The sequence below is a fragment of the Streptomyces sp. NPDC107500 genome, assembly GCF_055582785.1.
In genome coordinates this window covers 623300-641854 of record NZ_JBVJPF010000004.1, presented here as the reverse complement: position 1 = coordinate 641854, position 18555 = coordinate 623300, and the positions used below count along the sequence as shown (strand labels likewise).

The 18555-nt window shown below is 73.6% G+C and carries 20 protein-coding genes and 1 pseudogene; 12 read left to right on the top strand and 9 right to left on the bottom strand.

What is annotated here, in order from left to right:
• Window positions 1–85: 85 nt before the first annotated feature.
• A complete protein-coding gene (locus ACZ67M_RS19450) occupies window positions 86–301 on the bottom strand; it encodes a hypothetical protein (RefSeq protein WP_392239801.1) in 216 nt (71 codons plus the stop codon).
• Between the two features lie 226 nt (window positions 302–527).
• On the opposite strand from ACZ67M_RS19450, the gene ACZ67M_RS19445 reads away from it, so the two are divergent.
• The 7 genes from ACZ67M_RS19445 (at window position 528) to ACZ67M_RS19415 (ending at window position 6307) form a co-directional block, all read left to right on the top strand.
• Window positions 528–1529, top strand: a complete 1002-nt coding sequence (locus ACZ67M_RS19445; RefSeq protein ID WP_361359420.1) for a mechanosensitive ion channel family protein — start codon at window positions 528–530, stop codon at window positions 1527–1529.
• A gap of 138 nt (window positions 1530–1667) precedes the next feature.
• Window positions 1668–2303, top strand: a complete 636-nt coding sequence (locus ACZ67M_RS19440; RefSeq protein ID WP_392239800.1) for a class I SAM-dependent methyltransferase — start codon at window positions 1668–1670, stop codon at window positions 2301–2303.
• A gap of 137 nt (window positions 2304–2440) precedes the next feature.
• Window positions 2441–2629 carry a hypothetical protein gene (locus tag ACZ67M_RS19435; protein WP_122615275.1) on the top strand — a complete coding sequence of 63 codons (189 nt, stop codon included), beginning with the start codon at window positions 2441–2443 and terminating at the stop codon, window positions 2627–2629.
• Window positions 2630–2650: 21 nt separating this feature from the next.
• On the top strand, window positions 2651–3355 hold the full coding sequence (locus tag ACZ67M_RS19430) for a hypothetical protein (protein WP_392017048.1): 705 nt from the start codon (window positions 2651–2653) through the stop codon (window positions 3353–3355).
• A complete protein-coding gene (locus ACZ67M_RS19425; RefSeq protein ID WP_392239798.1) occupies window positions 3352–4296 on the top strand; it encodes a DUF6895 family protein in 945 nt (314 codons plus the stop codon). Before ACZ67M_RS19430 ends, ACZ67M_RS19425 begins: the two co-directional genes overlap by 4 nt.
• Window positions 4293–5213: a DUF6895 family protein gene (locus ACZ67M_RS19420; RefSeq protein WP_469851886.1), complete on the top strand. Its 921-nt coding sequence runs from the start codon at window positions 4293–4295 to the stop codon at window positions 5211–5213. The genes ACZ67M_RS19425 and ACZ67M_RS19420 overlap by 4 nt, the downstream gene beginning before the upstream one ends.
• Entirely contained in the window at window positions 5210–6307 is a 1098-nt protein-coding gene (locus ACZ67M_RS19415) for a serine hydrolase domain-containing protein (protein ID WP_469851884.1), read from the top strand. The genes ACZ67M_RS19420 and ACZ67M_RS19415 overlap by 4 nt, the downstream gene beginning before the upstream one ends.
• Window positions 6308–6370: 63 nt before the next feature.
• On the opposite strand, the gene ACZ67M_RS19410 is transcribed toward ACZ67M_RS19415, so the two are convergent.
• The 3 genes from ACZ67M_RS19410 to ACZ67M_RS19400 form a co-directional block, all read right to left on the bottom strand.
• Entirely contained in the window at window positions 6371–7750 is a 1380-nt protein-coding gene (locus ACZ67M_RS19410) for an alpha-lytic protease prodomain-containing protein (RefSeq protein WP_361359438.1), read from the bottom strand.
• A 201-nt stretch (window positions 7751–7951) separates the two neighbouring features.
• The gene (locus ACZ67M_RS19405) at window positions 7952–9616 is read right to left on the bottom strand and encodes an alkaline phosphatase D family protein (protein ID WP_385796569.1); all 1665 of its coding nucleotides are present in this window, start codon (window positions 9614–9616) and stop codon (window positions 7952–7954) included.
• 157 nt (window positions 9617–9773) lie between these two features.
• Window positions 9774–10574 (bottom strand): class I SAM-dependent methyltransferase, encoded by an 801-nt coding sequence (locus ACZ67M_RS19400; RefSeq protein ID WP_361359444.1) that lies wholly within the window; start codon window positions 10572–10574, stop codon window positions 9774–9776.
• A 170-nt stretch (window positions 10575–10744) separates the two neighbouring features.
• Here ACZ67M_RS19400 and ACZ67M_RS19395 point away from each other — a divergent pair, with 170 nt between their 5' ends.
• The 3 genes from ACZ67M_RS19395 (at window position 10745) to ACZ67M_RS19385 (ending at window position 12860) form a co-directional block, all read left to right on the top strand.
• Window positions 10745–11437 carry a helix-turn-helix transcriptional regulator gene (locus ACZ67M_RS19395; protein WP_392104173.1) on the top strand — a complete coding sequence of 231 codons (693 nt, stop codon included), beginning with the start codon at window positions 10745–10747 and terminating at the stop codon, window positions 11435–11437.
• Window positions 11434–12411 carry a pyridoxal-phosphate dependent enzyme gene (locus tag ACZ67M_RS19390; protein WP_385796572.1) on the top strand — a complete coding sequence of 326 codons (978 nt, stop codon included), beginning with the start codon at window positions 11434–11436 and terminating at the stop codon, window positions 12409–12411. Before ACZ67M_RS19395 ends, ACZ67M_RS19390 begins: the two co-directional genes overlap by 4 nt.
• 89 nt (window positions 12412–12500) lie before the next feature.
• Window positions 12501–12860, top strand: coding sequence for a cupin domain-containing protein (locus ACZ67M_RS19385; RefSeq protein WP_122615267.1), 360 nt, complete (start codon window positions 12501–12503; stop codon window positions 12858–12860).
• Window positions 12861–12894: 34 nt separating this feature from the next.
• Here the strand turns inward: ACZ67M_RS19385 and ACZ67M_RS19380 are convergent, their stop codons facing one another.
• On the bottom strand, window positions 12895–13107 hold the full coding sequence (locus ACZ67M_RS19380) for a hypothetical protein (RefSeq protein ID WP_469851881.1): 213 nt from the start codon (window positions 13105–13107) through the stop codon (window positions 12895–12897).
• Between the two features lie 5 nt (window positions 13108–13112).
• Between ACZ67M_RS19380 and ACZ67M_RS19375 the strand changes: the two are divergent.
• Both ACZ67M_RS19375 and ACZ67M_RS19370 read left to right on the top strand, forming a co-directional pair.
• Window positions 13113–13307 (top strand): annotated as a pseudogene (locus ACZ67M_RS19375) (TetR/AcrR family transcriptional regulator); the annotation flags it as partial.
• 68 nt (window positions 13308–13375) lie between these two features.
• Entirely contained in the window at window positions 13376–13942 is a 567-nt protein-coding gene (locus ACZ67M_RS19370) for a dihydrofolate reductase family protein (RefSeq protein ID WP_469851879.1), read from the top strand.
• Between the two features lie 22 nt (window positions 13943–13964).
• Here ACZ67M_RS19370 and ACZ67M_RS19365 read toward each other — a convergent pair whose 3' ends face one another.
• The 4 genes from ACZ67M_RS19365 to ACZ67M_RS19350 form a co-directional block, all read right to left on the bottom strand.
• Window positions 13965–15365 carry a VWA domain-containing protein gene (locus ACZ67M_RS19365; protein WP_469851878.1) on the bottom strand — a complete coding sequence of 467 codons (1401 nt, stop codon included), beginning with the start codon at window positions 15363–15365 and terminating at the stop codon, window positions 13965–13967.
• Window positions 15362–16219, bottom strand: coding sequence for an AAA family ATPase (locus ACZ67M_RS19360; protein WP_469851876.1), 858 nt, complete (start codon window positions 16217–16219; stop codon window positions 15362–15364). The genes ACZ67M_RS19365 and ACZ67M_RS19360 overlap by 4 nt, the downstream gene beginning before the upstream one ends.
• 136 nt (window positions 16220–16355) lie before the next feature.
• Window positions 16356–17666, bottom strand: a complete 1311-nt coding sequence (locus ACZ67M_RS19355; protein WP_469851874.1) for an FtsX-like permease family protein — start codon at window positions 17664–17666, stop codon at window positions 16356–16358.
• 3 nt (window positions 17667–17669) lie between these two features.
• A complete protein-coding gene (locus tag ACZ67M_RS19350; protein WP_469851873.1) occupies window positions 17670–18461 on the bottom strand; it encodes an ABC transporter ATP-binding protein in 792 nt (263 codons plus the stop codon).
• Between the last annotated feature and the right edge of the window lie 94 nt (window positions 18462–18555).

The following is an 18555-nucleotide window of genomic DNA, read 5'->3' as shown; positions in this document are numbered from 1 at the left end:
ACTCCTCGTCCGAGCCGCGTGTGTCCCGTCGGGAACAGCATCGCCCGGGGCGCCGCGGCGCCGCTCGGCGGGGTGCGCACCGGGATCAGGCGGCGGCGTCCCGTTCCGCGGGGCGCGGCGCGGCCGATTCGGGGAGGCGGGCCGGGGCGTCCTGGCCGCGGCCGCCCGGGAGGAGTCTCAGATGGCGGCGCCGGGCGTGCCGGGCCGGGGCCGGATCGGCGAAGAGCCGGTCCTCCAGATACGTCATGGTGAAAAGCAGCAGCCCGACTCCGGGCAACAGCAGGACGGCAACGAAAACCACGGCGCGGGTCCCCCTCCGCTGTGGACGACTCCCTGCGGGTGCCCCGGCGGACGCCGGTGATGGGCCGGTACCGGGTGAAGATGACGCAACTGTCGGACATAAGGGGCAAGTGACGGAAGGGCGGGCGGGTGTGTCGCGACTCACCGGCCGTCATGTTCGCGCCTCGGGTGGGTAGGCGGCCCCGACGGCGGACACGTCACCCCCGAAGAACGGAGCAGTCGAGCCGATGTCGCACACCTTCCCACCCACCGGCCAGGGCACGGACACGCAGTTGGCGGCCTCCTGGTCGGACTGGTTCGGCGACCACACCGAGGCGCTCATCGGGATACCCCTGCGCATCGCGCTCATCGTCGTGGTCCTCCTGGTGCTGCGCGCGGTGGCCAAGCGGGCCATCACCCGGGTCGTCCAGCGGGTCCTGGAACCACCGGCGGGCGAGGCCGAACGGAGCAGGCCGCGCAGGTCCGGCCGGGGCGCCGCCGTCCTGCACCGCGACCGGTCCCGGGCGCGGCAACGCCGCGAACAGCGGGCCCGCACCATCGGCTCGGTGCTCAGCAGCGTCGTGACCATCGTGCTGTTCATGGTCGGCGTGGCCATGGTGCTCGACCAGGTCGGCATCGCGCTGGGTCCGCTGCTCGCCAGCGCCGGAGTGGTCGGCCTGGCGATCGGTTTCGGCGCGCAGAGCCTCGTCGCCGACTACCTGTCCGGCCTGCTCATCATGGTCGAGGACCAGTACGGCGTCGGCGACTCCGTCGACCTCGGAGAGGCCATCGGCGAGGTGGAGCACGTCGGCCTGCGGCTGACCCACGTGCGCGACCTCAACGGCGGTCTGTGGCACATCCGCAACGGCGAGATCCTGCGGGTCCGCAACGACAGCCAGGAGTGGGCGCGGGCCGTCCTGGACGTCGCCGTCGCCCACGACGCCAACCTCGACACGGTCTACCGCGTGCTGGAGGACACCGGCCGCGCGCTGCGCGACGAACCGGAGTTCGCGGACGTCCTGCTGGAGGACCCCGCCGTGTGGGGCGTGCAGTCCCTGGACGCCGAGGGCGTGCTGGTGCGCCTCGCGGTCAAGACCGTGCCGCTCCAGCAGTGGGGGGTCACCCGCGAACTGCGCCGCCGGGTCAAGGACGCGCTGGACGACGCGGGCATCGAGACTCCCTTCCCGCGGCGGACCGTGTGGCTGCGCACCGAGCCGTCGGACGCCGAGGCGGACGCGTTCACCCGCTGACACGTGAGGGCCGGGGTTTGCCGGTTCGGCAAACCCCTTTGGCGTCGCCGGGGCGGTAGGTGCAGCCTGCGTACGGGCGCGTGCACACAGCGCGCGTCCCGTGTCGCAGACGCGACCCACCGCCGCCCAGGAGGCACCATGACCGACCTGCCCCTCCCCGCCCCCGCCGCGGAATTCTGGGAGGCCCGCTACCGCGACACCGACCGGGTCTGGAGCGGCCGCCCCAACGGCCTGCTGGTGCGCGAGGCGAGCGGCCTCACGCCCGGGACCGCGCTGGACCTCGGCTGCGGTGAGGGCGCGGACGCCGTGTGGCTGGCCGCCCGCGGCTGGCGGGTCACCGGCGTGGACATCTCCGGCACCGCCCTCGAACGCGCCGCCGGGCACGCGGCCGAGGCCGGGGTGGGCGACCGGGTCGACTGGGAACGCCACGAGCTGGGACTCTCCTTCCCCGAGGGTGTGTTCGACCTGGTCAACGCGCAGTACTTGCAGTCCCCGGTCGCCTTCGACCAGCGGGCGGTGCTGGACGCCGCGGCGCGGGCCGTGGCGCGCGGCGGCACGCTGCTGGTCGTGATGCACGCCGGCTGGCCCTCCTGGCAGACCGAGCCGCCCTTCGACGCGGTCTTCCCCACGCTGGACGGGGTCCTCGCCGAACTCGCCCTGCCGGACGGCGAGTGGACCGTCGAGACCGCGGAGACCGTCCGCCGTCCGAGCCTCTCGCCGGAGGGTGCCGAGGGCTTCCGCGAGGACAACGTGTGGCGCCTGCGCCGGGCGTGAGAGCCCCGATGTGTCTGGTATGTGGCTTTTGTTGAAGAAGTTATCTTCTGAGAATTTTGAGAAGAGAGGCATGTTTTGGGACTCACCGGACACCCTTGGGTGTGAAGGCCATTTGGCTACCAGAGGGAGATGGTGAAATGCCTTCCAAGGACAAGGTGCTCGAGGAAGTCACCCGCACCGAGAACATCGAGATCGACGCGGTACTCGACCCCGCCGAGGCTGACGGAGTCTTCCGTGACAGCCGCGAGTGCGCCGCGCTCGCCCTCCAGTCCGGAGGTGGCAGCCTGCTGCTTTCGCCGCCGGCCCCGCGCCCGAAGAAGGGTTGACGGACCGACGGGAGCAGTGAAATGGAGCAGTCGAGCACGTCGGCCCTCCTGCAGGGCGCGGTGCTGGACCTCGCTTCCGACGTGGTCTCCGCTCTTCGGAGCGGAGACCACGTGCGAGCGGGCAGCACCCTGACGACCGGCGGCGCCGGTGAGGGCGTCGCGCGTGCCGCGGTACGCGTCCTGGGCGCCGACACGCTGTTGCCCGCCGCCCTCCTGCGCGTTCCGCCCGACCCAGGGCAACTCGCGGTGTTCAAGGACGCCGTCACGGCCCATCCGCCGCGTCCCGACGCGGCCCCCACCGTCGTATGGAGCCACTGGGCCATGGCCCGTGCCCTGCGCCGGCTCGACCAGCCGCCGGGTCCGACCGCCGGCGAGCCGGGTGCGGAACCCGGCACCGGCTGGCTCGACGAGGCCGGCTGGCAGGTGCTGACCCATCAGCTCGCGGTCCTCGCGCCGCTCGCGCTGCCCGGCGAGGAGTGCGCGGTGACCCGCCTGGCCCGGCGCCGCCCGGTGGACGTGGCCCGCGGATTCGTCCGGGCGGTACGCCGCCGGGACTGGCAGCAGGCGGCCGGAGCCGGACGCTGGCTCACCCTCCTGGACGGGGTGCCGGAGAGTCTGGGCCTCGAAGCGGGACTCGACTTCGTACGCCTGATGGGCGGCTCGGACCCCAGGGTGGCGCTCCAGCTGGAGGCGGCGCGGCTGATGCCCGCCGGAGTCCTCCTGTGAGCGTCCGGGGCGTCGAGGAGGCGGCCTTGGACTGGGTGTGGGACCACCGCGACCACTTCGCGCTCGGCGAGGACGCGCTGGCGGCGGAGGGCCAGGTCAACCGGACGTGGAAACCGCTGGGCGAACTGACCCGGGTCTGCGCCTCCGTGTCCCTGTGCACCCCGCCACCGGATCCGCTGCACCGCCGGGTGTCCGACCTGCTGGACTTCGCCTGGCAGCAGACCCACCGGGGCGAGCTGTTCCCGCTGATGCAGTCGCTGGAGCCGTTCGCCACCTACCCGTTGGAGGTGTACGCCGCCTTCGCCTCGGCCGGATTCCGCCACCCGGGCTACGAGGCGTCCGCCGCGGTGGTGGCCCGCACCCGCGGCTGGCGGCTGACCGAGCAGTACCCCACCCGGCGGCTCGGCGTCCTGGAGGCCGAGCGGCACAGCGGCATCCACCCGCACGGACACCTCCCGCAGGCGCTGGGCCGGACCTGGCTGGGCGGCCTGCCCGAGCCGTGGACCTTCGAACGCGCGGCCGGCTACGCGCTCACCCACGTCGTCTTCCACCTCACCGACTGGGGACGCAGCGCCCAGGGCGTGCCACCCGATCTCGCGGAGTACCTGGCGCACTGGCTGCCGCCCTGGCTCGACACCTGCCTGGAGGCCCGGATGTGGGACCTGAGCTGCGAACTGCTGGCGGTCGCCGCCAGCCTGCCGCACCCGCCGGAGCCGGCCGTCCTGGAGGACGCCTGGCGGCGCGTCGCGGCGGCCCAGGACACGTCCGGCGCGATACCCGAGGAGGGCGTCCTTCAGGACGCCGCCGGGGAGCACGCGGGAAGCGATCCCTATGACTTCACGGACTGTTACCACTCCACGCTGATGGCCGTGTTCGCGGCCGCCCTCACCACCGCACGGCTGCGGGACACGGACCACGCCGGACAAGGAGTGCCGGGATGACGGACACCCGCCTGATCCACGGCGTCGGCACCGGCGCGCTGGAGTGGCTCTGGGCCCACCGCGACGGCTTCCGCCTGGAGCAGGACGTGGACCCCGAGACCGGCTTCCTGGAGCGCTTCAAGCCGATCGGCGAACTCGCCCTGATCTGCAAGGTGCTCTTCCGTGAGGGCGTCGCCGGCTCCCGGCAGGCCCAGCTCGCGCGCCAACTGCTCGACCACACCTGGCGCGAGACCCTGGACGGCGGCCGGATGCTGGTGCGCGGCCAGCGGATCGAGCCCTTCTCGCCCGTCCCCTTCGAGGTGTACCTGCCGTTCAAGGAGCTGGGCTACAGCCAGCCCGAGGTGGAGGAGGCCACGGTCCTCAACCACCGGCTGGACAGCTGGGCGCGGTTCCCCGTGACGCCGACCCGGCGCCTGGGCCTGTCCGCGTTCCAGCGCCGCTTCGGCCTGGCCGCCCGGCCGCCCGAGGCCGACCTGGTCGCCACCACCTGGCTGGCGGGGACTCCCGAGCCGTGGACGGTCGAGGGCCACACCGCGTACGACATCACGCACACCGTCTTCCACCTGACCGACTGGGGCGAGAACCCCGGCGGGCTGCCGCCCTCCGTCGCCGAGTACCTCGCCACCTGGCTGCCGGTGTGGATCGACGACTGGCTGGACCTCGAACGCTGGGACCTGCTCGGCGAACTCCTCGTGGTCGACGCCTGCCTGCCCCGGCCCACCCTCGACGAGGCCGCCTGGCGGGGCTTCGCCGCCGCGCAGCAGCCCGACGGCGCCATGCCCGCCGTACGCACCATGCCCGAGGGCGACCCCGAATCGCTGTTCGACCTGGTCTACCACCCGACCCTGGTCGCCGCCTTCGCCTCCCTGCTCGCCACCTCCCGCGCGCTCAGCGAGCTGGCGCACACGGCGTCGTGACGGGCCGTCCCACGCCCTGGCCGGGCGACCCCGACGACGCGGGCGACTTCCCGGCGGGCCCGCACACGCGACCCGGACCCGCCGACGACGCCGCCCTGCGTGAACGGCTGGCCGAGGCCGTCGCCGCCTGCGACGCCCCCGACGTCGTCTTCGCCGTCTCCCGGCACGGCCGGCGCACCCTGGTCGGCGGCGGCACCGCACCACCCGCCGACGCCCCCCGCGAGGACCTGCGCTACGAGATCGGGTCGGCCTCCAAGACGTTCACCGGACTGCTGCTGACCCGGCTCGTGCGGCGCGGCGCGCTCACCGGCGGCGAGGCGGCCGTCACCTGCCTGGACCCGGGCCGCCCGGCCGGCCCGCACCCCGTGACGCTGGCCCACCTGCTCACCCACACGGCGGGGCTGCCCGCCCTCCCGGCCGGCTTCCTGCGCACCGGCCTGCCCGCCTGGCGCACCAACCCCTACGCGCGCTACCCGGCCGAGCGGCTGACGGACACCTTCCTGCGCCACCGGCCCAGGCACCGTCCCGGAACCCGCTGGCACTACTCCAACTACGGCGTCTCGGTGCTCGGACACGCCGTCGCCGCCGTCCTGGGGACGCCCTGGGAGGACCTGCTCACCCGTCAGGTCCTCGAACCCCTCGGCCTCCACGGCACCGCCCTGCGCGCCGAGGGCCCCGGCACCGACGCCGTGGGACACGGCAAGGACGGCCGCACCGTCGTCCCGCCGTTCGACGCGGGCGGCTTCCAGGCGGCCGGGGCCGTCAGGTCCACCCCGCACGACCTGCTCACCTTCCTGGAGGCCCACCTCGACCCGGCCGGCTCACCGGCCGCCGGAGCGCTGGGCGCCGTGCGCGTACCCGTGCTGCGGCGGGGCCTGGGGCACCGGCACGTGCACACGGTGGCGTGGTTCCGGCACCCCACCGACGGCGGGCCGATGTACTTCCACAGCGGGGCCACCCTGGGGCAGCAGGCGTTCCTGGGCTTCCGCCCCGACACGGGCACGGCCCTGGCGGCGGTGTGCGGCAGGCGCTTCCGCCCCGCGGACCCCTTCATCGCGGGCGCCTACGCCTTCCTCGCGCAGACACAGCGGTAGGCGCGGGGCCGCGTCCGGCGGCGGCCCCGCGCCCAGGACCGCCTCGCGGCGGCCGTCAGTTCGTCAGACCCGCTGCCACAGGGCCGGGGTGCTCTCCGGCGAGCCCACGCCCTGCGCCTGGTGGCCCTGGAGGCACCGGTAGCGCGCGCCCGCGTAGGACACCGTGGCGCCCGCCTCGTACACGCGGCCCGCGGTCCACGCGTCCGCCGCCGCGTTGTCCTGCGGCGGCGCGGGGGTCCCGGCCGCGGCCGAGGTGGTCTTCAGGGTGAGGCCGAAGTCGCTCAGGGTCGCGTTGATCGGCTGGTAGAAGGTGGTCCCGCCGTTGGTGCAGTCACCGGAGCCGCCGGACGTGGTGCCCTGGCCCTGGGTGCCCGAGACGTAGGGGCCGCCCGAGTCGCCGGGTTCGGCGCACACCGTCGTCTCGGTGAGCCCGTTCACGGTGCCCTCCGGGTACGTGACACTCGTGTCGTGCTGCTGGACGGTGCCGCAGTGCCACCCCGTGGTGGAGCCCGAGCGGCACACCGAGGCACCCACGAGCGCCTCCACCGAGCCGGCGATCTGCACCTTCGCGCCGTCCTCGCCCTTCACGTCCGGCGTCGCCGTCCAGTCCGAGTTGACGCCCACCCAGGCCATGTCCTTGCCGGGGAAGGTGGAGGCCTGGAAGGTGCCCTGGGCGGCCTCGTTGAACCCGGTCGTGGTGGCGCCCGGGTCGCCGCAGTGCCCGGCCGTGGCGAAGCCCTGCTGGTCGTCCTTGGTGACGCCGAACCCGATGGAGCAGCGGGCCTGGTCGTTGATGTAGTAGGCGTCGCCGCCGACCAGGTCCGTCAGCAGCCGCGGCTGGTTCGCGGAGATCCGGACGCCCACGTCCCGCCCCGCCAGACCGGAGGTCTCGACGAAGGCGTCCGCCGCGGACCGGCTGGTGGCCTGGACCACGACCCGGTTGGTCTTCACGTCGACGTACCAGACCGGCGTCTGCCGGGTCCGCACCCGGACGGCGGACGCGTCCAGCTTCTCCTTGACCGAGCGGAGTTCGGCCAGGCCCCGCTCGACGACCGCCGCCTTGGCACCGCCCGCCTCGATGGCGGAGGTGTCCGCCGCGTCCGTGGTGGCGACGGTCAGTTCGGCGGAGGTCGCGCCGCTCACCCAGGCCCCCGCGAAGCGGTCGCCCAGCGTGTTGCGCAGCATGCCCGCGCGCGTACCCGCCTCCTGCTCGTTGGCCAGCCGTGCCGCCGCCTGCCCGGGCGCCAGCCCGAGGTCGCGCTCCATCGCGCGCAGCATCCGCGCCGACGGCGCCGCCGGGGCGGGCGTCCGGACGGCGGTGGGCTGCGCACCGGGAGCGGGGAGCGGCGCGGCCGACGCGGCCGAGGGGAGTGCGGTCAGGACCAGGGCGCCGAGCGCGGTGAGGGCTGCGCGGCGGCTGCGCGCGGCGTGTCTGCCGACCATGCGATGTGCCTCCTTCGAGGGCTGTGCGAGACAGCGGTGTTCGGTGCGCGACCGTGGATCACGGTGCGACTGCGACGAAGTCACAGGTCTTGCCGGAAAGACCGAAGGCGACACCGGCCCCGGCCGTCTTTCGCGCTATGGGGGACGCGGTGGGTGGCAAGTGCAGTACGCGCGGCACCCGCCCGTCCGCCGGCCCGGGGCTCAGGCGGGCTTCAGACCCGGTGCGCCGGCCTCCGTGACGAAGGACGCGGCCGTGGTGATCGCGGCGCCGGGCGTGGTGACGGCGGACACCGTCCGGAAGTCCAGATGGGCGGCCTGAAGGTCCAGTTCCACCCGGACGTAGCCGCGCTTGGCGTTGTAGAACTTCATGTGCGGGTTGGCCCGCAGGTACAGGTCCCAGTTGGCGGGCTGCTCCACGCCGTCCCGGCCGCTGGCCACCGAGGTGCAGGTGATCTCGGTGCCGACGGTGGCCGACGCCGGGTCGTCGAAGTCCTCCTTGACGTCCAGGGCGTAGCCCACGTGCACGTCGCCGGTGAGGATCAGCCAGTTGTCGACCCCGGCGGCCTTCGCCCCGGCGACGAGCCGGTCGCGCGAGGCGCGGTAGCCGTCCCAGGCGTCCATCGAGAGCGCGGCGTCGGCGGTGTCGTCGAACTTGCGCTGCGAGAAGCAGACCTGCTGGGGCATCACGTTCCACAGCGCGGTCGAGCCCTGCCAGCCGTTCAGCAGCCACTGCTCCTGCGCGGCGCCCGTCATGGTGCGCGCCGGGTCGTCGGACTCGGGCCCGGGGGCGTGCGGCCGGTCGTCGTACGCCTGGTCGGAGCGGTACTGGCGGGTGTCGAGGAAGTCGAACTGGGCGAGCGTGCCCCAGTGCAGCCGGCGGTAGAGCCGGGCGTCCGGTCCCTGCGGCAGCTGCTCGGCGCGCAGCGGCTGGTTCTCCCAGTACGCGCGGTAGGCGGCGGCCCGCCGCAGCAGGAACTCCTCCGGCGGGACGTCGTTCTCGGGAACGCCCCCGGCGTAGTTGTTCTCGGTCTCGTGGTCGTCCCAGGTCACGACGAACGGGTGCGCGGCGTGCGCGGCCTGGAGGTCCTCGTCGCTCTTGTAGAGCGAGTACCGCATCCGGTAGTCCGCGAGGGTCATCGTCTCGCGGTTGAACACGTCGGGCAGCGTGACGTCGGTGTAGTTGCGCTCGCCGCCCGCCGAGTTCACCGCGTACTCGTACAGGTAGTCGCCGAGGTGGAAGACCACGTCGACGTCGTCCTGGGCGACGTGCCGGTGCACCGTGTAGTAGCCGTCCTGGTACGCCTGACAGGCGACGGTCGCGATTTTCAGACCCGACGTGGCGCTGCCCGCCGGCGGCGCGGTGCGGGTGCGGCCGGCCGGGCTGATCCAGGCGCCGGCGCGGAAGCGGTAGTAGTAGACCGTGCCGGGGGTCAGGCCCTTGACGTCGACGTGCACGCTGTGGGCGTACTCGGCGTGCGCCTCGGCGGTGCCGCGCAGCAGGACCGCCGCGAAGTACTCGTCGAAGGCCACCTCCCACTCGACCGTGACCCGTTCCGTGCCCATCCCGCCGTCCTCCAGGAACGGCTCGGGCGCCAGCCGGGTCCACAGCAGCACCGAGTCCGGCAGCGGGTCTCCGGAGGCGACGCCGAGGGTGAAGGGGTCCTTGGTGATCCGGGCGGCCTCGCGCTCGCGGGCGGCGACCGCGCCGCGGGCCGGCCGGTTGGTGGCGAAGGCGAGTGCCGCGGTGGCCGCGGTCACGGTGAGGAAGCGCCTGCGGCCGAGGTGCCGGGCGGCGGCACGCAGCACCGCGTCGTGCGGGGAGAACGCGTGCTCGGCCAGTGCGCTGTGACGGCCCGTGGGCGCCATCTGGTGTCCTCTCGTACGGGGCGTGGCGGACCCCGCATGCTAAGCAGACAAAACACCTGAAACGGGCAGGGCTTGCGGAGTGATCACACAGGAGGAGGTACGCGCGGGCGCCCGGGCCGGACCCGCGGTGCCCGCCTCCGGCCGCGTCGGACACGACCTAGAACGGCAGCGGTGAGCGGCTCACCCTGATCTTCGACTGGCCGTGCGGGCGCTTCTCCCAGTCCTCCATGAACCGCGCGTGCAGGTTGTGCTGGGCGGCCAGCGTGAGCAGGGTGTCCGTGCGGTAGTAGAAGTCCTCGCGCAGCACCTGGTGTTCGGCGCCCTCCGTGCGGTCGAAGGTGAAGTCGAAGAACCCGGTGTCGGTCAGGACGCGGCCCACGTTGCGCAGGCACTCGTCGATGACGCCCGGCGGGGAGTGCGAGAAGACGCTGTGCGCGTGCACGACGTCGAAGTGGGCGTCGGGCAGGAACTCCAGCGTGAGGTCCCCGGTGAGGGTCAGGTGGGGCAGCTTGGCCTGGAGTCCGCGCTCGGTCAGTGTCCTCTTGGCGGCGATCAGGATGTCCGGCGAGATGTCGATGCCGTAGTAGTGGCCGGCGTCGAGGTGGTCGATGAAGCGCCAGCCGCCGCGCAGGTTGCCGCAGCCGATGTCGAGCATGCGGTGCTCCGGCCGGAGTCCGTGCTCGACGAGGTAGTCGAACTGCATCTGCCCGAGAGCCAGCCAGCGGTCGTGGGTTTGGCTGCCGACGGCGGCCTCGGGGTCGCGGCGGGTGTCGGAGGCCATCACGGCCCGGTAGTAGCCGACGTGGTCGGGGTGCCTGAGCCGCAGCCACGCGTCCCGCCCGGCCCGGCGGACGTAGGGGCCGACCCGCTCGGGGTGGCGCAGCGCGTACCCGACCTTGTGCGTGAGCGCCGCGCGGTTGCTGCGCAGCTTCTTCGGTGACCTGGCGTCCTTGGGCATGGCGGAAGCGACCTCCGTACGAGGGACTCGGACACTGCGAGGTGCGGGGAAGGGTGCCAGAGCCGGGGGCGCAATGACAGGACCGCCGTGTCGCGGGTCGGACTGGACTGTCAGTCCAGAGGCTGGACGTGTAGTCTGAGGTTCGTTGGAGTCCGAGCAAGGAGCCCCTGATGAGCGAAACGGCGCTGGACGCCGAGCGCGACGCGGTCCTCGCCGCCCTGCGCCCGGTCGTCGAGGGGATCGCCGCCACCTTCGGGCCGGTCTGCGAGGCGGTCCTGCACGACTACCGGAACCCCGAGCGGTCGGTGGTCGCGGTCGCCGGCTCGGTGACCGGACGGACGGTCGGCGGGGCGATGAGCGAGATCGGCATGCGCGTCCTGGCCCGCGGCGACGAGGCCCGGGACGAGCTGAACTACGTCACCCGCACGGACGGCGGCACCCTGCTGAAGTCCTCCACGATGGTGCTGCGCGACTCCACGGGCGCCGTGTTCGGCGCCCTGTGCGTCAACCTGGACGTCACCGCCGTCGACCGGGCGCACGCCCTGCTCGGCTCCCTGGCGGGGACCGCGGGCACCCCCGCCGATCCGCCGGCCACCACCTTCGGCGACGACATCGACGCGGTGGTCGAGGCGATCGTGGACGCCCACCCGCTGCGCCGGGGCGCCGGCTGGGCGGCCCTGGACCGCGCCCAGCGCCTGGAGCTCTTCCGCGACCTGGACGGGCGCGGCGTGTTCGCCGTACGCCGCTCGGTCGAGCACGTCGCCGCCCGGCTCGGCATCTCCCGGGCCTCCGCCTACCACTACCTCTCCCAGGCCCGCGCCGTGAGCGGCCCGGCCGCCGACCCCGCCGGAGGACACTCGTGACGACCACCACCCCGCCGGTCACCCTCGACGCCGTACGGGCCGCCGCCGCCCGCATCGAGGGCGTCGCGCACCGCACCCCGGTGCTGCGCTCCCGCACCCTGGACGCCCTGGTCGGCGCCGAGGTCTTCCTCAAGTGCGAGAACCATCAGCGGGTCGGCGCCTTCAAGTTCCGCGGCGCCTACCACGCGGCCTCCCGCCTCACGCCGGAGCAGCTGTCCCGGGGCATCGCCGCCTATTCCTCCGGGAACCACGCCCAGGCGGTCGCCCTCGCCGCCCGCGAGCTGGGCACCACCGCGGTGATCGTCATGCCCGAGGACGCGCCGCCCTCCAAGCGCGCGGCGACCGCGGGGTACGGCGCGGAGATCGTCACCTACGACCGCTACACCGGCGACCGTGTGGCCATCGCCGAGGCGCTGGCCGCCGACCGGGGCCTCACCCTGATCCCGCCGTACGAACACCCGGACGTCATCGCCGGACAGGGCACCGCCGCCCTCGAACTCGTCGAGGAGACCGGCGACCTGGACGCGCTGATCGCACCCGTCGGCGGCGGCGGACTCATCGCCGGGAGCGCCACCGCCGTCAAGGGCCTGCACCCCGCCACCCGGGTGATCGGCGTCGAGCCCGAGGCCGGTGACGACACGCGGCGCTCCCTGGCGGCCGGCCGGCGCGTCACCGTGCCGGTCCCGCGCACCATCGCCGACGGCCAGGCCCTGCCCACCCCGGGCGAGCTGACGTTCTCCGTCAACCGGCGGCTGCTCGACGGTGTCGTGCTGGTCTCCGACGACGAGATCCGGGACGCGATGCGCTTCGCCTTCGAGCGGCTGAAGACCGTCCTCGAACCGAGCGGCGCCACCCCGCTGGCCGCGCTGCTGAACGGCCGGATCGACGGCCTGCCCCGCCGGGTCGGCGTGATCCTCTCCGGCGGCAACGTGGACGCCGCCCGTTTCGCCGAACTCTGCGGCGTGCCGGGCTGACCGCACACGTCCCCCGGATGGCGTCGCCGACTTGACAGGCGGACGATGGAGTGGTGGGCCCAGGGACGGTCAGGACAAGGAGGAGCGTCATGTTGCAGGCGAAGACGCTCGACAAGCCCGACGAGCGCCGCGATTTCCCGCGCGGCCACATCGAGGCCGTGCACATGGAGGGACTCGACTTCGCCGTCGCCACCTTCGAGCCGGGGTGGCGCTGGTCGGAGTCGGTGGCGCCGATCGCGGGCACCGACAGCTGCATGATCCATCACAACTGCTACGTGGTGGAGGGACGCATGCACATCCACATGGACGACGGCACCGAGAGCGAGGTGGGCCCGGGCGACGTGTTCGTCTGCTCACCGGGCCACGACGCCTGGGTCGTCGGCGACGGACAGTGCGTCGTGTACGACTTCGCCGGCGCCATGGCGAAGGAGTACGCCAAGGCCGACTGAGCGGATCCCGGTGCCCCTGAGGGCGGCACCGGGCTCACAGGTCGAAGGAAGCGCCCGTGAGCTGCTCGCTCGCCGCCCACAGCCGCCCGCCCTCCACGGGGTCGTCGGCGCCGGTGGGGAGCTTGGCGGGCTTGGGGGTGCCGGAGGTCTGGTCCCGCCCGGCGGGGCCGATGAAGCTGCCCGACGGGACGTGAGGGCTGGTCGCCGCGTACAGCGAGGGCCAGGCCGCACCCTGGGCCGAGCCCATGATGCGCACCGCAGTTGACCGCGGCCATGATCATGGCCGTCGGCGCCGTGTGGACGCACGCTCGGCCCTCCCCGGCCATGCTCGCCGCCTACGAAGCCGACCCTTCGCTCACCGCGTTCAAGCTGGACTTCGTGACCGCACTGCGGGAGATGCTGGCCACGCTCACCGCGGGCACCATCGCCCGCGCCTCCCTGCCATGACGCCCGCCGGGGTCGCGGCCCGTCTAGACTTCCGAACTTCCGAGACCGACTGACGGAAGGCCGGCGCCGTGCGGAGACTCCTCTACGGCATGAACCTGTCCCTGGACGGCTACATCGCCGCGCCCGGCGACGACATCGGCTGGAGCGATCCCAGCGACGAGCTGTTCCAGTGGTGGCTCGACGAGGAGCGGGCGATCAGTCTGCTGCTGTACGGGCGCAAGCTCTGGGAGACCATGAGCGCCTACTGGCCGACCGGCGACCAGCAGCCGGGCGCCACCCCGGCGGAGATCGAGTTCGCCCGGAACTGGCGGGACACGCCGAAGGTGGTGTTCTCCTCGACGCTCGACACGGTCGACTGGAACACACGCCTGGTCACCGGCGACGCGGTCGCGGAGATCGCCCGGCTCAAGGCCGGGGACGGCGGGCCGATGAGGGTCGGCGGCGCGGCGCTCGCCGGGGCGGCGATGCGGGCCGGGCTGATCGACGAGTACACGGTCGTCACCCATCCGGTCCTGGTGGGCGGCGGCACACCGTTCTTCACCGCACTGGACAGCTGGGCGAAGCTGAACCTGGTGGAGACGCGGACGTTTGACGGCGGCGTGGTCCTGACCAGGTACGAGCGCGCGTCGGCGTGACCGCCCGGGCGGTTCCCGGGTCTCACACCGGCAGCAACCGGGTGACCAGCGTGCCGAGTTGACGGACGTTGCGGCACTCGTGCATCTCGATCAGCTCGGCGTACGCCGGGGCCGCCGAGTCGCCGGTGCCCCAGCGGGAGCGCTGTTCCGGGTTGAGCCAGTAGCTGCGTCGCGAGCGCTCGGTGATCCGCCGCAGGGCGGGCAGGTTCGGATCGCTCATGTTGGTGCGGGCGTCGCCGAGGACGAAGACCGTCGTGCGCGGGCCGACCACGTCGGCGTACCGCTCCGCGAACTCGCCCAGGGCGACGCCGTAGTCGCTGCTGCCGTGCCACCCGGTGAGCCGCGCCTCCGCACCGATCCGTGCGCCCAGCCCCTCCGGGTCCGCGGTGCCGTGCGCCAGCAGTCCGGTCACCTCGTCGATGCGGTTGACGAAGGCGAACACCCGCACCTTGGCGAACTGGTCGTGCAGTGCCTGCACCAGCAGCATCGTGAAGTCCGAGAATCCCGCCACCGACCCGGACACGTCGCACAGCAGCACCAGTTCGGGCCGTACCGGACGGCGTCGGCGCAGCACCGGCTTCATCGGCACGCCGCCCGTGGACAGCGACCCGCGCAGCGTGCGTCGCAGGTCGATGCTGCCGCGGGACGCGCGGCGCCGACGGGCCGTCAGCCGGGTCGCGAGCTTGCGGGCCAGCGGCCGCACCGTCCGCCGCAGATCGGCCAGTTGGGCCTGCCCGGCGAGCAGGAAGTCGACGAGATCCGGCGTCGGGGCCACCGCCCGCCGGGCGATCTCGTCGCGTCCGCGCCGCTCCGCGACCCGGCGCCGGGCCTCCGCGGCGACCATCCGCCGGAAGACCTCGATGCGGCGCCGGATCTCGTCCTCGAGGAGCCGGTCGGTGAACCCCGGGGCACCACCCCGTGCCCGCACGTCGTCCCTCACCCGGGCGAGCAGCGTCTGCGGACGGAGCCGGTCGAGCGTCTGGTGCGAGGACCAGCCGTCCGAACCGGGAGAGGTGCCCGGGGTGCCCGGGCCGCCGCCCGCACCGGAGGAACCGTAGGCGCCGAACCCGTCCACCGCCTCCCCGGCCAGCCGGGCCAGCAGCGCGCGGTCGTCGTCGGCGAGCGCCGCGGCGAGCCGGTCGCGCAGCGCCTCCCGGCCGGCGGGACCGGTGCCCGGGCCGCCGACGCCGCGCGGGAAGTACACCTCGAAGACCGGGTCGAACACCCGCCGCTGGTCCGCGGTGTGCAGCAGGGTCGCCGCCAGGCCCTCGCGCAGCAGCTCCCGGTCCGCGAGACCGAGTGACTCCACCGCCCGCGCCGCGTCCACGCTCTCCCCGGTGCCCACCCGCACACCGTGCGCCCGCAACGCCGCCACCAGCGACGTCAGCCGCTCGGCCACGCCCGTGGCCACGCCCGTGGTCACAGCGCGTCCAGGTCGAGCTTGGCGGCGGCCCGCAGGACGTCCTCCTGGTGCTTGAGGACGACGCCGAGGGTGTCCCGTACGACGGTCTCGTCCAGGGTGTCCGCGCCGAGTGCCAGCAGGGTGCGGGCCCAGTCGATGGTCTCGGCGACCGACGGCACCTTGCGCAGCTCCATGGCGCGCAGCGCGCCCACCACCCGCACCAGTGAAGCGGCCAGGGCCTCGTCCAGCCCCGGCACCTTCAGCCGCACGATCCGCCGCTCCAGCTCCTCCTCCGGGAAGCCGATGTGCAGGAAGAGGCAGCGCCGGCGCAGCGCCTCGGACAGCTCGCGGCTCGCGTTCGAGGTGAGGACGGTGAAGGGGCGGCGGGTCGCCGTGATGGTGCCCAGCTCCGGCACGGTCACCTGGAAGTCGCTCAGCACCTCCAGGAGCAGGCCCTCGACCTCGACGTCCGCCTTGTCGGTCTCGTCGATCAGCAGCACCTTGGCGTCGTCCCCGCGGATCGCGGTCAGCAGCGGCCGGGGGAGCAGGAACTCCTCGCCGAAGATGTCGGTCCGCGCCTCGTCCCAGCTCTCGTCGCGGCCCGCGCTGATGCGCAGCAACTGCTTGGCGTGGTTCCACTCGTACAGGGCCCGGGACTCGTCGACGCCCTCGTAGCACTGGAGCCGGACCAGCCGGGCGTCGAAGACCTGGGCCACGGCCTTGGCCAGCTCGGTCTTGCCGACCCCCGCGGGGCCCTCCACCAGCAGCGGCTTGCCGAGCCGGGCGGCGAGGAAGACGGTCGTGGCGACCGCGGGCGACGCCAGGTAGCCGGTCTCGGCGAGGCGTGCGGAGACGTCGTCGACGGAAGTGAACACCGGGGGCCTCCAGCTCTGTGGCGGTGCGTGCAGCCGCTACGTACACGCCTCTATCTAAGCGCTTGTTCACCTCCGCTGTCACGGGAAGGCCGAAGGGAGGGGCGACCGCGGTCGCCCCTCCCTTCCCGTGCCCGGCTCACGCGGCGAGTGTCACCGCCCCCACCGCCGGCGTGCGCAGCACCCGCCGGGCCGTCCCCACGCTCGTCCCCAGCGTCACCGCCGCCGACACCGAGGCCATCGCGAGCCAGACGCCGAGGAACTGGTCCGGCAGCACCGCGTCGGTGCGGACCACCGTGAACGGCACCACGCCGGCCAGCGCGGCCACCGTGCCGAAGAACACCCCGGTGAGCGTCAGGACGACGCCCTCGGCGGCCACCACGCGCAGCACCTGCCCGGGTGTCGCGCCCGCCAGCCGCTGCTGCCCGAACTCACGGGAGCGGTACGTCGTCGCCGCGTACAGCGAGTTCACCAGCATCACGCAGACGAACACCGCGATGATGCCGACCACCGTCAGGTTCAGCGTCTCCAGGTTCTTCGCGTCGACCGACTTGACCAGCCCCGAGGCCGCCACCGCGTCGCTCTCCACCGCCTGCATGGTGAGCGTCGCCGTCGACACCGCCGTGAACAGGATCAGCGACACCAGGATCCCGGCGAGGTGCTCGGACCGCTCGCGCAGGTTGCGCACGGCCAGCCAGCCGCTCGGGCCGCTCAGCGGCAGCCGGTCCAGCACGCCCCGCAGCAGCCCGGGTGAGAGCAGCGCCAGACCGACCGACAGCAGGATCGCCCCGTAGGCCGGCGGTGCCATCAGCATCTCGTCCGTCGCGGAGAACAGGAAGGTGGAGCCGGCGCCCGCGGCGCCGGTGACCAGCGCGGCGTACGCCAGGAACCGCTTGGCCCCGGCCCGCTCCCTGCTGGCCCGCGTCACCCGCCGCACCGCCAGGAAGGCGGCGCCCGCGGCGGCGAGCAGCGTGATGTCCACGCCGCTGATCAGCGCGATCGGGCCGAAGGAGTAGTCGACGGAGTGCGCGACCTGCCCGCTGTCCTGGAACATCTCCAGCAGCGCCCGCCCGCCGAGCATCGCCGGGCCGACCGCCAGCACGGCGCCCGCCAGCGCCACGGCCACCGCCTCACCCACGACCATCCGTTTGATCTGCGCCGGGGTCGCCCCCGAGCAGCGCAGCAGCTCCAGTTCGGCGGTGCGCTGGCGCACGTTGACCGTCAGCGTGGACGCCACCGCGAAGAACACCAGCAGGGTGCCGTAGCCGCCGACGACGCCCGCGGCTGTGCCCAGCGTCTCCGAGCTGACCGCGTCGACGCCGTCCTGCCCGGCCGTGTCGTGCATCGAGTTGAACGTCATGACGACCGCCGCGCCCAGGAAGGCGGACAGCAGCGTCGCGAGGAACCGTCCGGGGCGCTGCCGGATCGACCGAAGGGCCAGTGCCAGCATCGCTCACACCCCCGCCGTCACGGTGTCGCCCAGGTGCGCCAGCCGCTCCGCGACCGCGTTCGGAGTCGGCGCGTCCATCCGCCCCGCCAGCCGTCCGTCGGCGAGGAACACCACGGAGTCCGCGTACGAGGCGGCGACCGGGTCGTGCGTCACCATCACCACGGTCCGCGCGTGCACCCGCACCGCCTCCTGGAGCAGCAGCATCACCTGCCGGGCGCTGCGCGTGTCCAGCGCGCCCGTCGGCTCGTCGGCGAAGATCACCCGGGGCTCGGTGACCAGGGCGCGGGCGATCGCCACCCGCTGCCGCTGACCGCCGGAGAGCTGGGCGGGGCGGTGCCCCAGCCGGTCCCCGAGACCGACGGTGGTCAGGATCTCGCGGGCCCGGCCGCGGTCGACGCGGCGTCCGGCGAGCTTGAGCGGGAGCACCGTGTTCTGCGCGACCGTCAGCGTGTCCAGCAGGTTGTACTGCTGGAACACGAACCCGACCCGGCCGCGCCGGAACTTGGTCAGCTCCGCCTCGGTGCCCCCGGTCAGCTCCGCGCCGTCCACCCACACGATGCCGCTGTCCGGCCGGTCGAGCCCCGCCGCGCACTGCAGCAGCGTGGACTTGCCCGAGCCCGACGGTCCCATGACCGCCGTGAACGTGCCGCGGCCCAGGCTCAGGGTGACTCCGTCCAGGGCGGTCACGGCGTTCTCCTCGGAGCCGTAGGTCCGGGTCACCTTGACGAGCCGGAGGGCCTCGGGGGCGGGGCCCTGGTCGTGGCCGCCGCGTGTGCGGGAACGGAACATCGTCATCACCTTCCGGGTGGCACGCCCTGTGCGGTGCCTCGTCCAAGACGCTACGGAGCGGCGGGCCGGGCCACACTGGGCGCAGAACCCGTATCGGGGG

Bases quoted from the DNA above. Each gene is read 5' to 3' on its own strand.
- ACZ67M_RS19420 (WP_469851886.1), top strand. From the start codon at position 4,293: ATGACGGACACCCGCCTGATCCACGGCGTCGGCACCGGCGCGCTGGAG.
- ACZ67M_RS19430 (WP_392017048.1), top strand. From the start codon at position 2,651: ATGGAGCAGTCGAGCACGTCGGCCCTCCTGCAGGGCGCGGTGCTGGAC.
- ACZ67M_RS19440 (WP_392239800.1), top strand. From the start codon at position 1,668: ATGACCGACCTGCCCCTCCCCGCCCCCGCCGCGGAATTCTGGGAGGCC.
- ACZ67M_RS19355 (WP_469851874.1), bottom strand. From the start codon at position 17,666: ATGCTGGCACTGGCCCTTCGGTCGATCCGGCAGCGCCCCGGACGGTTC.
- ACZ67M_RS19380 (WP_469851881.1), bottom strand. From the start codon at position 13,107: ATGGGCTCGGCCCAGGGTGCGGCCTGGCCCTCGCTGTACGCGGCGACC.
- ACZ67M_RS19385 (WP_122615267.1), top strand. From the start codon at position 12,501: ATGTTGCAGGCGAAGACGCTCGACAAGCCCGACGAGCGCCGCGATTTC.
- ACZ67M_RS19400 (WP_361359444.1), bottom strand. From the start codon at position 10,574: ATGCCCAAGGACGCCAGGTCACCGAAGAAGCTGCGCAGCAACCGCGCG.
- ACZ67M_RS19405 (WP_385796569.1), bottom strand. From the start codon at position 9,616: ATGGCGCCCACGGGCCGTCACAGCGCACTGGCCGAGCACGCGTTCTCC.
- ACZ67M_RS19350 (WP_469851873.1), bottom strand. From the start codon at position 18,461: ATGACGATGTTCCGTTCCCGCACACGCGGCGGCCACGACCAGGGCCCC.
- ACZ67M_RS19395 (WP_392104173.1), top strand. From the start codon at position 10,745: ATGAGCGAAACGGCGCTGGACGCCGAGCGCGACGCGGTCCTCGCCGCC.
- ACZ67M_RS19445 (WP_361359420.1), top strand. From the start codon at position 528: ATGTCGCACACCTTCCCACCCACCGGCCAGGGCACGGACACGCAGTTG.
- ACZ67M_RS19410 (WP_361359438.1), bottom strand. From the start codon at position 7,750: ATGGTCGGCAGACACGCCGCGCGCAGCCGCCGCGCAGCCCTCACCGCG.
- ACZ67M_RS19435 (WP_122615275.1), top strand. From the start codon at position 2,441: ATGCCTTCCAAGGACAAGGTGCTCGAGGAAGTCACCCGCACCGAGAAC.